Origin of the sequence: Lysobacter sp. ESA13C (assembly GCF_019970005.1) — a bacterium.
GTDB classification, from domain to species: Bacteria; Pseudomonadota; Gammaproteobacteria; order Xanthomonadales; family Xanthomonadaceae; genus Lysobacter; species Lysobacter antibioticus_B.
The window spans coordinates 27,053-41,301 of sequence record NZ_JAHXYK010000003.1 but is presented as its reverse complement, the minus strand read 5'-3'; the positions used below and the strand labels follow the sequence as shown (position 1 = coordinate 41,301).

13 protein-coding genes are annotated in these 14,249 nt (G+C 66.3%); 9 read left to right on the top strand and 4 right to left on the bottom strand.

The annotated features are described in order from the left end of the window. Positions 1–59 precede the first annotated feature (59 nt). From LC490_RS06320 to dusA, 4 genes are all read right to left on the bottom strand, one after another. Positions 60–743 (bottom strand): response regulator transcription factor, encoded by a 684-nt coding sequence (locus tag LC490_RS06320; protein WP_031372686.1) that lies wholly within the window; start codon positions 741–743, stop codon positions 60–62. 59 nt (positions 744–802) lie between these two features. After that, a complete protein-coding gene (locus LC490_RS06315) occupies positions 803–1,147 on the bottom strand; it encodes a hypothetical protein (RefSeq protein ID WP_343223003.1) in 345 nt (114 codons plus the stop codon). Between the two features lie 179 nt (positions 1,148–1,326). After that, complete coding sequence (locus LC490_RS06310; RefSeq protein WP_223619646.1) at positions 1,327–2,268, bottom strand: arginine deiminase-related protein; 942 nt, start codon at positions 2,266–2,268, stop codon at positions 1,327–1,329. 80 nt (positions 2,269–2,348) lie between these two features. Beyond that, a complete protein-coding gene (gene dusA / locus LC490_RS06305) occupies positions 2,349–3,359 on the bottom strand; it encodes a tRNA dihydrouridine(20/20a) synthase DusA (RefSeq protein ID WP_223619645.1) in 1,011 nt (336 codons plus the stop codon). A 309-nt stretch (positions 3,360–3,668) separates the two neighbouring features. On the opposite strand from dusA, the gene LC490_RS06300 reads away from it, so the two are divergent. From LC490_RS06300 to LC490_RS06260, 9 genes are all read left to right on the top strand, one after another. After that, a complete protein-coding gene (locus LC490_RS06300; RefSeq protein WP_223619644.1) occupies positions 3,669–4,094 on the top strand; it encodes a hypothetical protein in 426 nt (141 codons plus the stop codon). 54 nt (positions 4,095–4,148) lie between these two features. After that, positions 4,149–4,499, top strand: a complete 351-nt coding sequence (locus LC490_RS06295; protein ID WP_223619643.1) for a hypothetical protein — start codon at positions 4,149–4,151, stop codon at positions 4,497–4,499. 85 nt (positions 4,500–4,584) lie between these two features. Further along, a complete protein-coding gene (locus LC490_RS06290) occupies positions 4,585–4,989 on the top strand; it encodes a hypothetical protein (RefSeq protein ID WP_223619642.1) in 405 nt (134 codons plus the stop codon). A 73-nt stretch (positions 4,990–5,062) separates the two neighbouring features. Next, positions 5,063–5,518 carry a hypothetical protein gene (locus LC490_RS06285; protein WP_223619641.1) on the top strand — a complete coding sequence of 152 codons (456 nt, stop codon included), beginning with the start codon at positions 5,063–5,065 and terminating at the stop codon, positions 5,516–5,518. After that, complete coding sequence (locus tag LC490_RS06280; protein ID WP_223619640.1) at positions 5,515–9,396, top strand: peptidoglycan-binding protein; 3,882 nt, start codon at positions 5,515–5,517, stop codon at positions 9,394–9,396. Before LC490_RS06285 ends, LC490_RS06280 begins: the two co-directional genes overlap by 4 nt. A gap of 216 nt (positions 9,397–9,612) precedes the next feature. Continuing rightward, entirely contained in the window at positions 9,613–10,380 is a 768-nt protein-coding gene (locus tag LC490_RS06275; protein ID WP_223619639.1) for a sterol desaturase family protein, read from the top strand. Further along, the gene (locus LC490_RS06270) at positions 10,377–11,372 is read left to right on the top strand and encodes a fatty acid desaturase (protein WP_223619638.1); all 996 of its coding nucleotides are present in this window, start codon (positions 10,377–10,379) and stop codon (positions 11,370–11,372) included. The genes LC490_RS06275 and LC490_RS06270 overlap by 4 nt, the downstream gene beginning before the upstream one ends. Continuing rightward, positions 11,372–13,270 carry an iron-containing redox enzyme family protein gene (locus LC490_RS06265; protein WP_223619637.1) on the top strand — a complete coding sequence of 633 codons (1,899 nt, stop codon included), beginning with the start codon at positions 11,372–11,374 and terminating at the stop codon, positions 13,268–13,270. Before LC490_RS06270 ends, LC490_RS06265 begins: the two co-directional genes overlap by 1 nt. Further along, positions 13,267–14,154: a hypothetical protein gene (locus LC490_RS06260; protein ID WP_031372675.1), complete on the top strand. Its 888-nt coding sequence runs from the start codon at positions 13,267–13,269 to the stop codon at positions 14,152–14,154. Before LC490_RS06265 ends, LC490_RS06260 begins: the two co-directional genes overlap by 4 nt. The last annotated feature ends 95 nt before the right edge of the window (positions 14,155–14,249 follow it).

The window sequence follows — 14,249 nt, the reverse complement described above, 5'->3', positions numbered from 1 at the left end:
CGGACGGCCCGCATCAGGAGGAGACGCGGGCCGCATAGGGGTCCGGAAAGGTTCCTGGATCAGTCGCCGCTGCGCGGAATGGCGAATCGGTAGCCGCGACCGCGCACGGTCTCGATCGGCTTCAGGGCGCCGTCCGGGTCGAGCTTCTTGCGCAGGCGGCCGATGAAGACCTCCAGCACGTTCGAGTCGCGGTCGAAATCCTGCTGGTAGATGTGCTCGGTCAGGTCGGCCTTCGAGACCAACTCGCCGGCGTGCATCATCAGGTATTCCAGGACTTTGTACTCGTAGCTCGTCAGGTCGACGTTGCCGCCGTTGACGCTGACCGTCTGCGCCGCCAGGTCGAGCATGACCGGGCCGCATTCTAGGGTCGGCTTGCTCCAGCCCGCGGCTCGGCGCACCAGCGCGTTGAGACGCGCCAGCAGCTCCTCGACGTGGAAGGGCTTGACCAGGTAGTCGTCGGCGCCCTGCTTCAGGCCCTCGACCTTGTCCTGCCAGCTCGACCGCGCGGTCAGGATCAGCACCGGGAATTTCTTGCCTTCGTCGCGCAGGGCCTTGATCAGCTCCATGCCCGACATCTTCGGCAAGCCCAGGTCGATGATGCCCAGGTCGAACGGCACCTCGCGGCCCATGTACAGGCCTTCCTCGCCGTCTTGCGCGGCATCGACCGCGAAGCCCTCACGCTTGAGGCGGGCGGCCAGGGTCTCGCGCAGCGGCGCTTCGTCTTCGACCAGCAGAATTCGCATGGGCACTCCCTTGTATAAATATCGGCCCGACAGGATCGTCCGGGCCGTCGAAGCGAAGGTTAGTCGTTGTTATTGTCGTCGCGGCGTGTAGGGCGGTCGTCGTCGCGGCGCCCCCGCTGCTGCGGGTCGTCCATGTATATCCGGACCCGGCCGCTGGAATCGACGACCTTGACCCGGTTTACGTCACGGCCGTCGAAAGGAATGCGCTCGGCGCTCAGGACCTGGCCGCCGCCGCTCTCCCGCTCGACCCGACGGATGGCGTCGGACAGGGAGCGATGGTCGTCGCGGCGGTCGTGCCCGCGGCCGCCACGGCCGTCGTCGTGCTGAGCCAAGGCATTGCCGGCCGCGGCGCACGAGGCGACGAGCAGCAGCAACGACAGGACGCGGGTGGACCGGATGCTCATGACGATCTTAGGATGCCCCAGCGGAACAATAATGTGCGAACTTGCGACGTGGGGGCATTTTCGGAACGGGGCAGTGAATCCGATCTGAACTTTTCGCTTGCATCCGGCTGCCATTCAGGCCGGTTCGACCGCCATCACACGTAGCGCCAGCAAAGTCCGTGCGCAGCTGAGAGTCATTCCTAATAAATCTCGCCGACGCAGCAGCGCAGTGAGCCGCCGCCGGCCTCGATCGCGTCCAGTTCGACCGTCTCCAGCGCGAAACCGGCCGCGGCCAGTCCGGCCCGGGTGGGCCCGGCCAGCGCCCGCCCGGCGGCGGCGCTCATCCAGACCCGGTCGGCCGACAGCGCGATCGAATTGGCCACGAAGGCGGCGTGCTCGGCCGCCGACAGAATCATCCCGTGCGGGGCATAGAAGCCGGCGATGGCCGACGCCAGCGCCGGCGCGGCGAAACCGGCCGGGCTGACCAGCGCGGCGCGGCCGGCCAGGACCGCCAGCACGACATTGGTGTGGTACTCGCCCGGCGCCAGCTCGAACAACAGGGTCGCGCGCAGGCCCAGGGCCTCGTGCATGAGCCGTGCGCCGGTCTCGTCGCAGCGCTCGGACAGGCCGGCATAGCCCAGGCCACGGGCCCGGTCGACCACCAGGGCGCCGGTCAGCTCGCAGGGGTGGCCCTGCAGCGACAGATCGACCGCCCGATAACCCAGCACCTGGCCGAAGAAGGCGCGGATGTCGGCGCGCCCGGCCTCGCGCTGGCGAACCGGGTGGCGCATCCGCCCCACCAGGTAGCGCGGCGCCCCGCCCGGCTCCCGCGCCGCGTCGGGTCGCCCGGTCGCGAACACGTTGTTGGGGAACAAGGCGTCCGGGGTGTCCGGATCGCCGGCGAAGCAGATCGTGGGCAGTACCGCCGACAGACTGCGCTGGAGCTCGCGATGCTGGGCGCTGGCGCGGCTGGGGTCGAAATCGGCGGCCTGCGCCATGTAGCGGTTGTCGCCGGCCGACTGCTCGGCGCGGGCGAACCCGTCCGGCGCGACCAGGAACGCCGCGCGCGCCGTGGCCGGGCCGAAATCGGCGGCGAGGGTGCGGGCCTGGGCGAAGAAGGCATCGGGATCGCGGGTGATCATGCGGACTCGCAGGCAGGCGCCGGTGGGGTTGGCGGAGGGCTATGGACGCGGCAGAGCCGGGAAACGCTGGTACCAGGAGCTCAGGCGGCGTCGCGGGCGGCGAAGGATTCGGTCACCGCCAGGGCCTGCTCGATCAGCGACCAGTCGGCGCCGGGCTTATGCGCGCCCTCGCTGAGCACCTGGCGGAAGGCGCGACCGCCGCGCTCGCCATGGAACAGGCCGAGCATGTGCCGGGTGATGTGCTTCAGGAACACCCCACGCGCGAGCTCCGCCTCGACATAGGGCCGCAACGAACGCAGCAGCTCGGCCCGACTGCGCAACTCGCCGCCGAACCAGGCGGTGTCGATCCGATGCAGCACGTAAGGCTCGTGATAGGCCGCGCGGCCGAGCATTGAGCCGTCGGCGTGCTCGAGATGCGAGGTCGCCTCCTCGGCCGAGGCAATACCGCCATTAACCAGGATCTTAAGCTGCGGCCGTTCGCGCTTGAGCTGATACGCCCAGTCGTAACGCAGCGGCGGCACTTCGCGGTTCTCCTTCGGCGACAGGCCCTTGAGCCAGGCATTGCGCGCATGCACCACGAACATCGTGCAACCGGCCGCCGCGACCTCGTCGACGAAGGCCAGGAACACCTCGAAACGATGATCGTCGTCGACACCGAGACGGCACTTCACCGTCACCGGCACATCGCAAGCTGCGATCATCGCCGCGACCGACTCGGCGACCAGCGCCGGCTCGCGCATCAGGCAGGCGCCGAAACGCCCGGCCTGCACCCGGTCCGACGGGCAACCGCAATTGAGATTGATCTCGTCGAACCCGCGCTCGGCGCCGATCCGCGCCGCCTGCGCCAACAAGGCCGGCTCGCTGCCCCCGAGCTGCAAGGCCACCGGATGCTCCACCGGGTCCATCGCCAGCAGCCGCGCGCGGTCGCCGTGGATGACCGCATTCGCATGCACCATCTCGGTATACAACCGCGCATGCGGCGCCAGGGTGCGGTGAAACACCCGGCAGTGCGAATCGGTCCAGTCCATCATCGGGGCGACGGACAGACGGATGGCCTGAGATTCCAATATTTTCCCGGTTGCTTCGATCACTGCTGAAACCCGCCTGCCCTGTTGAGTCCCCGGATACCTGCTGAACTCAGGCCGAGATAAGGCGTAAGTGTAGCAATGGCGGGGGTTGAGCACCTGAAAGCGATACTCCCGGTTGCGTTAACTTGCATCCGGCCACAGCCGACGCGCAGTGCGCCCTGCAGGAATATCGAAACGCAGGGTAATTACCCGAGGCCGGTGTAGGAAAAGTCTGATGCTACGACGGCTGCTCCTGAGCGATACTCAATGCGGTATTACGAGGCCGACCGGGCAAATACGGCAGACCCGCGTTGCAGGGAAGGGACCATCAGGATGGCAGCGGATGAAGGGACGTTCGACTGGGTGCAGTTTCCGCATGGCCGGGCGCGCTTTGCTGGCGGCGTCCGTGGGGCCGAACAATCAGGCCACGACACTTTCGCCATCGAGCTGGACGACATCGAGTACTTCGGCGAAATAAGAAACACCTGGCCAGACCGCGAGCATTTCAATCTCGAAGTCGTGTCGTTCGGCCACCACATGCCCGAGAACATCGGCATGCCGATGAACGCCACCAACCCTTTCATCGCGAAGTTTTCATCCGATCAACTGCGAACGGTCCAGACGTTGATCTTGGGACTCGTCGAGGAATTTACGAAGCGCAATGACAGGCCGGTCATCATGTACATGGAGAACGAAAGCCAATTCCTTGGGAAGGTCACTTTTGCGAACGACTGGGCGTTGACGGCCCCTGGGTGTTGAGGATTCGGTTCCGGACCTCCCTCGCCTAGCAGCCTTCTATCCAAGAGCATCGTTATGACCCGTCTTCCACCGCCACCCGTGCCAAAGAAGTTGCATCAAATGCTTAGGGACTATCCCAAGCACATCGAGCGACTGCAGGAAGTTCTCAACACCGTAGTCGAAAAGCCGTCGCCGCTGACACCGCCATTCGAGGTGGCTATATGGGTGCTGGAAAGCCGGTTGGAGGCTTTCATTCGCGAAGCCAGGACTGAGTTGGAAGACGCGGAGGTCAGTGGCGATATGGATTCGATCGGGCAGGCGAAGATCAAGGAGGAACTCATGTTCAGGGCCAGATCGAGCAATGGCGGCATGAAGGGACTGCACGATCTATGGGATTACTTCGAAGGGAACAAGGACGCTTCCTAATGAACCGAAAGCGCAGTTCTCACGACCGAAGAATCCCCGAGTACGTGGCCAGCCCCCGGATACAATGCCCTGCAGAATGGAAAACATGGCCATGACGAACGACGTTGCTCCTCTCTCCCTTCGCCATAACTCACTTCTGCCGCCTATACCCAAGCGACTGACGGAAATGCTCAAGGACTACCCAGAGCACCTGGAGCGACTGCAAAAGACGCTTAATCAGGTAGCGGAAGAACCACCTTCGGTGAGCACCAAGTTCGAAATTGTGACTTGGATGCTACAAGGCCAGCTAGAGGAGTTTTTCCGGGAGGCTCGAGCCGAGTGGGAAGCAGCAAAGGCAACCAAGGACGAGAGTGCAGTGGCCAGAGCTAAGGATAAGGAGCGATTGATGTCGCAGGCGGGCTGGAAGCACGTCTGGATCGGTGACGAAGCGCTTTGGGACTATTTTCAGCCGAGCCAAATAAATTCAAAGTCCCCACAACCTATGAATTAAGCGCTCCCCACTCAATGCTCTAACATTAAAGAAACCATACTGTAATTCTTTGTTTTTCGAAAAGGATAGATATATGAGCTTCATCAATGAATTCATTTCCGATGAAGATGCCGATAATTATCAACTCAAACAAATCGACGAGAAATTCATATCCAACGGAACGAATGCCCGGGATTGGACGATTGACCGAGACAGGAGCATCTATCTAAGAAACGTAGCGATAGGCAGCGGAGCAGAGCCGGAACTTCGAAACAGAACGCTGTGGACATTCTATTGGCAGGGCGACCTGCTGAACTTGCGCTTGGATTTACTAGCTGGAACAGGAGGCCGCGGCGAACCAGGATGGTCGCACTGGCTACTCGTCTGGTTGAACGGAAGCAACGGCTTGCCGGCACACCTCAGATCAAAGAAAGACGAAGTGATCCGTGATCTGGAAGAAGCACTAATCGCCTATAAGGACTTTGGCGTTTACTCGAAAAATACCGAGTACACCATCACCCTGGATATCAGTGAGGAATGCGTTTTATGACGTCTCCTTCCCTGACCTCCCAGCAAGCTATCGAGCTCCTGCGCAGGAGTCCTGAAGCCTATCGCTCGCCGGAACAGCTGCGTCAGCTAGCTGCGCAGGTAGATGCGGATAGTCCGGGACAGCTCACTGTTCTTTACAGCGGACCGACAGCAAAAGGTGTGTGGTCTTCGGATGTGATCGACAGCATGGTGGAGGCGAATGAAGACGTTCGCGTCATCAATAAAAGCGAAGCAGCCAAATTCCTGAAGTCACGCGATTTCTTTAGCGCAGTGGCCGATGCATACGACATCCCTGTCCGCCCGCTAATCGATGCCTCGTATCGCGGCCCCGCCGCCGACTGGCTCTACCATCCCACCGAAGGCCCGTGGGCCGATGCGTCGGCACGATTTGCGGATAAGACGGTCGGCGAGGTCCGCGCGATCGCGAGCGACGCGCTGCCGAGTCGCGTCTTCGGCGCGATAGAGGTGCCGCACGTCCTCGCCAACCCGAACGTTACCACCGTGGAAGGGATTCCGCGCGATGTACTGGTCGCGCGCCAGTCTAGCCATGGCACCCAAGCCGCATTCGAGATGATCGTTGCGCGGGCTCGGGACAACGTGGGGCAATTGCAAGTGGCAGTGAACTATGCCGGCATGCCGTTGCGGGGAGATTCGGGCCTTATCCTGACGGATAGCCGCGCTTATATGGTCGGCACTCAGGTTGAAGGCAAGACACCTGGGTTTACCACGCTCACTCGTCCGCTCGCTGACAGAATGAATCCGCCAACGGAGTACGTACTCGCGGGTGAACAACATTTCGCAGACTGGCAGGCCCAGGTAGCCCAGAGCGAGCGCGCAATGGAGGCCGCTCGCGCAGCGCCTATCAGGCGAATGGGCGCCGCTGTCGGCCTCGGCGTCGCCGCCAGCATCTACGACGCAAAACAGACCGGCGACCGCATCGGCACCTTGCTCGCGCAGGACAATCCGCTCGCCGCGCAATCGCAGTTCGCCCATTACGCGGCGCGCGGCACCGGCGGTTGGCTCGGCGGCGCGGCGGCCGGTCTCGCGGTGGGCTGGGAAACCGGGCCGGGTGCGATCGCGTTCGTGGCGGTCGGCGCGATCGCCGGCAGCGAGGTCGGCGAGAAGGTCGCCCAATGGTGGGACGAGCGCCAGGTCTACAACCAGACCGACCGCGACGGCGTGGACTGGAAGTACAACGGCAAGCAATGGCTGAGGCAGGAGCCCGGCGACCTGCGCGACGACGGCGTCACCATTGCCGAGAAGCAGTCGTTCGCCGCCTTGCCGGACAAGGCACGGGAACTCACCTACCTGGCCAGCAATTCGTCCAGCGCCTTGGCGATGGGCAAACTGGAGCCGCCGCGCGACCCGTACGTTCTGCCGGCCAACGAGACCGACAAGCACAGCTTCGCCCAAGCCGACTGGCAGCGTAATGCGGAGACCGGCGACTGGGTCCGCCAGGTGGTGATCGCGCGCACCGACCGCGGCCACCCGCTGGTCAATCCGGAAAAAGCCTCGCCCGAACGCGCCGCGGAACTGGACCGGATGTCGGAGCAAGTGGTCCGCGAAAACATCGCCAGCGGCCCGGCACCGATCGCCGCGCGATACGAACAGGCCTATCGCCGCAACGGTTGGGATGCGTTCGGACCGATGCCGGAGCCGGTGCTGGCAGCGCTCGCCGAGCCGAACAGCCTGCAAGCCTCGGACGGCCACCAGTATCGCCGCGATGACGAGGGCCAGTGGCAGCGCCAAGACGGCCTGATGGCCGGCCGCCAGGCGTCGGGCAATCTGCAACGGGAACTCGACACCACGCGCGCCGAATTGCAGACGCAACTCGTGCAGCACGATCGGCACCTTTTGACGATTCCGCAGTGGCAGGCGCCGTCGTTGGACGAAAAGGATCGCGCCAACGTAATGTCCACCTATGCCGCGCTCGGCATCAAGCCGAATCCAGAGCGCCTGGACGCGGTGATGGATGCCTTGCAGCGCACGCGGGAGGCGCACGGCATCGACCCGCATGCCAGCTCCCTGCACGTGGAGCGCAGCCCGAACGGCGGCTACGACATCGACAGCCCGCTCGCCCATCTGCGTCGCGACAATGGCGTGGTCCAGATCGTCGCGGTCACGAGCACTGAGGACATCCAGCAGGCAGTGGCAGCCCGGCGCGAACGCGCCGCCCCGATTCCCGACACCCCGGAACTGCGCGTCGCCACGCTGTCGCCGCAGCAACGCGAGGCCCACCAACAGGCCGAGCGCGAAGCCAACCGGCAAGGGCTGTCGCGCGACGAGGTGCAGCAGGCGGCGCAACAGGCCGCCGTGGCGACCGCCTCGCCCGAACTCGCGCCGTCGGTTCCGGCGCTCGATGATGCGCAACCCGTGCGTATGACCGGCGCGCCGGTTCCGCCGTCGGATTTGCGCCGAGAAGCCGAGCCCACAGCGGCGCCCGCACCATCGCCCGTGCCCACGGTCGCGGCGCCCGCACCGATCGCCGAAGCCGTCCCGGAACCCGAGCGTCCCCAAGCGGAAGCCGCAGCCCAGGCCAAAACGCTTGCAGCCGAGTCGCGCCAACCCGAATCGCCCCAGGCCGAGGTACCGCTGCGCGCATCCGAGCCGGCGGCAGCGCCGACTGCTTTCGTGCCGGGCGCTTCCATCGAAGCCGCTCCTGCCGAAGCCGCTCCTGCCCAGCCTGCCGCCAACCAGCCCGCCGCCATCCAGCCTGCAGTCGTCCAACCCGATTCCGCGCAGCCGGCCACCGTCGCGCCTGCAATCGCGGCCAGCTCCGCTGCGAACAAACAGGACGACGTGCTTCGCCCCGGCGACCGCGGGCAAGAGGTGGAGCTGTTGCAATACCGCCTGCATCGCGTCGGTTATCGCGGCGCCGATGGCGAGCCGCTGGCTCAGAACGGCGAATACGATGCGGCCACCGAACAGGCCGTGCGTCAGTTCCAGCGCGACCAGGGCCTCGTCGACACCGGCATGGCCGACCCGGCTACGCAGCAGGCGATGTCGGCGGCGCAACATGCGCGGATCGAATCGAGCAAGAGCGCCGGGCAGAACCCATCGCAGGCGCAGGCCCGCACGCCTGTCCTGCCGGAATCGGACGCCCCACCGGAACGCCCCGCCGCCGTCGCCCGGCGGGACGACGAGGCGCCTTCGCAGGCAGCGCGCGAATTCGGTTCTCGTGCGCCGGCGAATGAAGAAGGCGCTCGAACCGCGCAGCGTGCCGAACGCCCACAGCCGACCGAGTTCATCGCACAGGACGAACGGGCGGCGCCGCGGCCGCAGGCCGATGAAGCGCAACAGCCTCCGGCGCGCGAGACCGCTTACGTCGCTCGGGACGAACTGCCGCAAACGCAAGCACCGGCTCGTTCGCACGAGCCTGCGCAGCAGGCCGATGCGTTCGCCCCGGCTGCGGAGCGGACCACATCGCCACGCACCGCCGAAACCGCAGCCACCGCGCCTACGCGAGAGCCCCTAAGAGAATCCGCACGAGAGCCTGCGCCGATGACGGCCCAGCCCGAGCCGCTCTTCAGCCTGTCGCGGCTGACGCCCAACGACCAGGCGATGTTCGCCAAGATCCGCGCCGGCGTGCCGACGGACGTGCCGGACGAAACCGTGGCGAAGGCGATGCTGGAAGCCAAGCGCAACGGCATTCCGGATGCGGACCGCATCGACAAGGCGGCCGTGGTCGACGGCAAGCTGTGGGTCGCGGGCACCATCCCCGGGTTCCATGCCAGCGTGTCGGTGGCCGAACAGGCGCCGGCGATGCAGGACACCCTGCGCGAGACGCAGTCGTTCAACCAACAGCGCGACGAGCGCTTGGCGCAGGAGTCGACGCAGAAGGCCCAGGACGAACCCGGGCGGGCCGCGCGCATGCAGTGACGAGGCACGCAGCCACGGGCGGCGGCTGCGATCGGCGGCCGTCGCGGCGCGTCAGCGCGCTCGGGCGATGCCCGGACGGTCGCGCCGGGAGCCTCGCCCTGCTTCGCGAGCCACCCGATCGAGTCATCCAAACACGGCCTGCCCAGTCGCCTCGCACTGGGTTGGCGCCGCCGGATAGTGCAAGCTATCGGCAGGAGTAATCGGCAGGAGCCGCACGTGGGTCATTGGTTCGTCTCGCTGAGCGCCATCGAAGTGATGGTCGTGGGCGTGTTGTATTTCGCCGCGCTGTATCTGCTGAGCGGCGGCCTGAACTGGTGGCTGACCCACACCCTGCTGCCGGCGCTCGGCTACGGCCGCCGCCTCGACCCGCGCCCGTTGCCGCCCGGCCAGTTGCGCCGCGAGTTCGGCGCCTCTGCCGTCTCGATCCTGATCTTCGGTCTCGGCCTGGTCGTGCCCTGGGGCATGCTGCGGCTGGGCTGGGCGCGGTTCGCGGTCGACCCGCCGGCCTGGCGCGTGCTGCTCGAAATCGCCGTGCTGTTCCTGTGGAACGAGTTGCACTTCTATCTCAACCACCGCGCCCTGCACACGAGTTGGCTGCGCCGTTTCCACGGCATGCACCACCGCTCGCACGTCGCCACGCCGTTCTCGACTTACGCCTTCCACCCGGTCGAGGCGGTGATGCTCGGCAGCGTGCCGCTGATCCCGATGCTGCTGCACGATTTCAGCTTCGTCGCGCTGGCCAGCCTGCCGGTGCTCAGCATCGCCCTCAACAACCTCGGCCACAGCAACTACGAAGCCAGCCGCACCGCGCCGGCGCGCGGATGGCGCGGCGCCAGCCGCCGCCATCATTTGCACCACGCGCGCTACAACGGCAACTACGGCTTCCTGCTGGAAGTGTTCGACCGCTGGGCCGGCACGGTGATCGACCCCGCCGCCGAAGACGCCCGCCCTGCGGCGCGAACCCGCACGGACGGCGCGGCATGAGCGACGGCGCGGCCCGCGATGAAGCAGGCCTCCACCAGGCCCGTCCCGACGAGGCCGGCCCTGAGGAGGCGCGCTCCAACGCGACAGGTCCCGGCATCGGCGCACTGCGCCATCGCCGCGACCTGCAAAGCCTGGCCTATCTGATCGCGCAGCCGCTGTTGGCGCTGTGGCAGTGGCGGCACGGTTTCAGCCTGCCCCTGTATGCGCTGATGCTGTACCTGGCGATCGCGGTCAGCGTGATCCACCACAACCATGCGCACCTGCCGATGTGGCGCGGGCGCTGGCGCAATCGCTGCACCGATCTGCTGATCACCGTGCTGCAGGGTCACCCGACCTTCGTCTTCCATCCCGCGCACAACCGCAACCACCATCGCCATCGCCACGGCCCGGGCGACGTCGCCCGCACCTGGCGCTTCGGCGACCACAATCACGCGCTCGGCTGGCTGCTGCATCCGCTGCAGGCGATCGCGGTGATCTATCCCTTCCTGTTCGATTGGCTGCGCGGCGTGCGCCGGCGCGCGCCCGGGGCCTATCGCTGGTATCTGCTGCAGTACGCGGCATGGCTGGGTTCGTGGGCCGCGCTGTTGGCCGTCGACCCGGGCAAGGCGCTGGCGCTGGTGATCCTGCCGCAATTGCTGGGCCTGCACTGGCTGCTCTCGGCCAACTACCTGCAGCATGCCCACGCCGACGATGCGGCGCGGTTCGGCTACGCGCGCAATTTCGAGGGCTGGCTCAACCCGCTGCTGTTCAATATCGGCTTGCACACCGCCCACCACGAACACGGCCGCGCGCACTGGTCCGAACTGCCGCGGCTGCACCACCGTTACCGCCCTTTGATCGACCCACGCCTGCTCGAAGCCAGCTTCGCCGGCTACGCCTGGCGCGTATTCGTCCTGGGCCCGTTCCTGCCGCAGTATCGCTCGCGCTCCTTGCGCCCGGCCGATACCTGCGCGGCCGTCGACGGGCCTGCCACCACTGCCAAGGATTGTTGATGCCCACCCGTTTCGAACGCACTTTCATCGAGGGCAGCGGGCGCTTCCTGCCCGGCGCGCCCGTCGACAACGCCGCGATGGATGCCTACATCGCGCCGCTGAGCAAGCTGTCCGACCGGATCAAGCGCCGGATCCTGGCCGAGAACGGCATCCTGACGCGTCATTACGCGGTCGATGCCGAGGGCCGCACCGTGCACTCCTGCGCCGACATGGCCGCATCGGCGATCCGGCAGTGTCTGGCCAGCACGGACACCGCGCTCGACGGCATCGGCCTGCTCGCCTGCGGCACCTCCGGCGGCGATGCGCTGATGCCGGGCTTCGCCTGCATGGTGCAGGGCGAACTGGCCGCGCCGCCGATGCAGACCCTGTCCGCGCACGGCATCTGCGCCTCCGGCGTCGGCGCCTGGGAAAGCGCAGCATCGGCGGTCGAACTGGGTTCGCACCAGCGCGCCCTGGTCGCGGCGGCAGAAATGCCGTCGCGCTTGTTCAAGCGTTCGCGCTATGCCGCGCGCGACTACAACGCCGATTTCGACGCGCACTTCCTGCGCTGGATGCTGTCCGACGGCGCCGGCGCCCTGCAGCTGAGTTCGGCACCGAAGCCGCGCGACGGCCTGCGCCTGCGGTTGCGCTTCATCCATCAGCGTTCGTTCTCCGGCGATTACCCGGTCTGCATGCAACTGGGCCTGACGCCGGATCGCACCCGCAGCCATCTCGATTACGACTCCTGGCAGGCCGCCGAAGCCGACGGCGCGCTGTTCTTGCGCCAGGACATCCGCCTGCTGCCGCATCTGTTCGACGTCGGCGTGCACGAGTACGCCAAGTTGGCCCACGCCGGTTGGTTCGACCCGGCCAAGATCGATCACTTCCTTTGCCATTACTCGTCCGAGCGCTTCGCCCCGGTGGTCGACGAGCTGATGTGCAAGGCCGGCTTGGAGATTCCGCGCGAACGTTGGTATAGCAACCTGACCTCGCGCGGCAACACCGGCGCGGCGTCGATCTTCATCATGCTCGACGAGTTCCTGCGCACCCGCACCTTGCAGCCGGGCGAACGCATCCTGTGCTTCATTCCGGAGTCCGGCCGCTTCACCGTCGCCTTCGTGCTGATCGAAGTCGAAGCCGCCGATGCGCCGCTGACCTCCTCGGTGTCCGTGCCCACGACGGCCCCGGTCGCCGCCGCGCACGATCCCGAGCTGATCGCGCCGCCGCACGACCCGGCCGACGCGCCCGCGGCCCTGCGTCATCTGCTTGGCGAGTTGGCGACGATCTGGCACGACTACCGATCGCGCGCCTGGCGCACACCGGTGATCCGCAAGCTGCGCGAGCGCCGCTTCGCCACCGCCGATTACGTGCAGTGGATGCAGCACTGGATCCCGCAGGTCCGCGAAGGCAGCAAATGGATGCGCGAAGGCGCGGCCGCGGTGCAGGCGCCGTACACCGAGCTCAGCGCCCTGATCGAAACCCATGCCGGCGACGAACAGGACGACTACATGATCCTGTACGAGGACTACCGCAAGGCCGGCGGCGCCGTCGCCGACATCGACGCCCTGCGCCGCAACCCGGGCGGCGAAGCGCTCAACAGCTACCTGCACGCCTTGGCGGCGACGCCGAATCCGCTCGGCCTGCTCGGCGCGATCTACATCATCGAAGGCACCGGCCAGCGCATCATCCCGGCCCTGTTGCCGCTGATGAAGGCCAGCCTGTCCCTGCCGGCCGACGCCTTCCGTTTCCTCGAATACCATGGCAGCAACGACGAGCACCATCTGGCCCGCTGGCTGCGGGCGATCGAGATCGTGCTCGAACACGACGCCGACGGCGAAGGCGCCCGTGCCATCATCGCCACGGCTCGACGCACCGCGGAGCTCTATCTCATGCAGTTCGATCACGTGATGCCGGCATGAAGTACCAACCCGAGTTCCTCGAGCAGGCCTACGACCCGCGCGACCCCAGTCCGTGGCTGGCCCTGTACCTGGATCGCAGCACGCCGCTCGACGACGAGGTCAAGCGCGCCTGGCTGGCCGATTCCAGCTCGCGCTCGCGCCAGTTCGTGCTGCCGTTCATGCGTCCGCTGGCGCGCACCTTGATCGTGCTGATCCAGGTCGCCAAGGTATTCGCCCCGCGCCGGCTCGCGTTCTCGCGCACCCTGCACCGCCTGCTCGCCTGGGGCATGGAAAACTTCCTGCGTCCGGAGGCGAACTGGCTGATCCTGCGCCACTTCCATCTCGGCTCGCAGGTGCTGGAGTTCATCGGCAAGAACTCCGGGGTCGAGGTGCAGGGCAACCCGCTGCGCCCGGCCGCGGTGGCCGACGTGCGCGAGGACATGTTCCTGGTGCACGACCTCAACCTGTTCAATTTCGTCATCCGCCTCAACCAGAACCTGCAGGCGGCCGGGCGCGAACTGCAGTTCGTCGCCGACCCCGACCTGTCGATGGTCAAGCAACCCGAGCTGCGGCTGGAGGACATGCCGCGGCGCTGGCGCAATTTCCTCGACCTGCAGAGTTCGATCGAACTGTTCACGCCGATCTACCAACTGCTGCTCACCGACAGCGACTTCTGGCGCGCGACCAACTCGCTGCAGCTCGACGAGACCATCGGCCTGTACGTGGCGACTATCCTCGATGCACGCTCGCACCTGGTCCTGCTCAACAACCGCCATCCGCTGGTGCCGTTGTCGACCTTGCGCGCCGGCTTCCGCCTGACCCTGCACGGCCTGTCGACGGAAATGCTGCACGCCTTCCTGATGAGCAAGCGCGACCAGCAGGCGGCAGCGGCGGCCGTCGCCTGAAACCGCGGCCAGCCGTAGCCGCATCTGGCGCCTCGGCCCCTCGCGATGAGAGGCCGGGCCGCCGCGACCTGTAAGGGCATCACGGCGAAACCGAC

What these genes read in the sequence shown, in the direction of transcription:
- LC490_RS06320 (WP_031372686.1), bottom strand. Translation starts at nt 743, where the DNA reads ATGCGAATTCTGCTGGTCGAAGACGAAGCGCCGCTGCGCGAGACCCTG.
- LC490_RS06315 (WP_343223003.1), bottom strand. Translation starts at nt 1,147, where the DNA reads ATGAGCATCCGGTCCACCCGCGTCCTGTCGTTGCTGCTGCTCGTCGCC.
- LC490_RS06310 (WP_223619646.1), bottom strand. Translation starts at nt 2,268, where the DNA reads ATGATCACCCGCGATCCCGATGCCTTCTTCGCCCAGGCCCGCACCCTC.
- LC490_RS06300 (WP_223619644.1), top strand. Translation starts at nt 3,669, where the DNA reads ATGGCAGCGGATGAAGGGACGTTCGACTGGGTGCAGTTTCCGCATGGC.
- LC490_RS06295 (WP_223619643.1), top strand. Translation starts at nt 4,149, where the DNA reads ATGACCCGTCTTCCACCGCCACCCGTGCCAAAGAAGTTGCATCAAATG.
- LC490_RS06290 (WP_223619642.1), top strand. Translation starts at nt 4,585, where the DNA reads ATGGCCATGACGAACGACGTTGCTCCTCTCTCCCTTCGCCATAACTCA.
- LC490_RS06285 (WP_223619641.1), top strand. Translation starts at nt 5,063, where the DNA reads ATGAGCTTCATCAATGAATTCATTTCCGATGAAGATGCCGATAATTAT.
- LC490_RS06280 (WP_223619640.1), top strand. Translation starts at nt 5,515, where the DNA reads ATGACGTCTCCTTCCCTGACCTCCCAGCAAGCTATCGAGCTCCTGCGC.
- LC490_RS06270 (WP_223619638.1), top strand. Translation starts at nt 10,377, where the DNA reads ATGAGCGACGGCGCGGCCCGCGATGAAGCAGGCCTCCACCAGGCCCGT.
- LC490_RS06265 (WP_223619637.1), top strand. Translation starts at nt 11,372, where the DNA reads ATGCCCACCCGTTTCGAACGCACTTTCATCGAGGGCAGCGGGCGCTTC.
- LC490_RS06260 (WP_031372675.1), top strand. Translation starts at nt 13,267, where the DNA reads ATGAAGTACCAACCCGAGTTCCTCGAGCAGGCCTACGACCCGCGCGAC.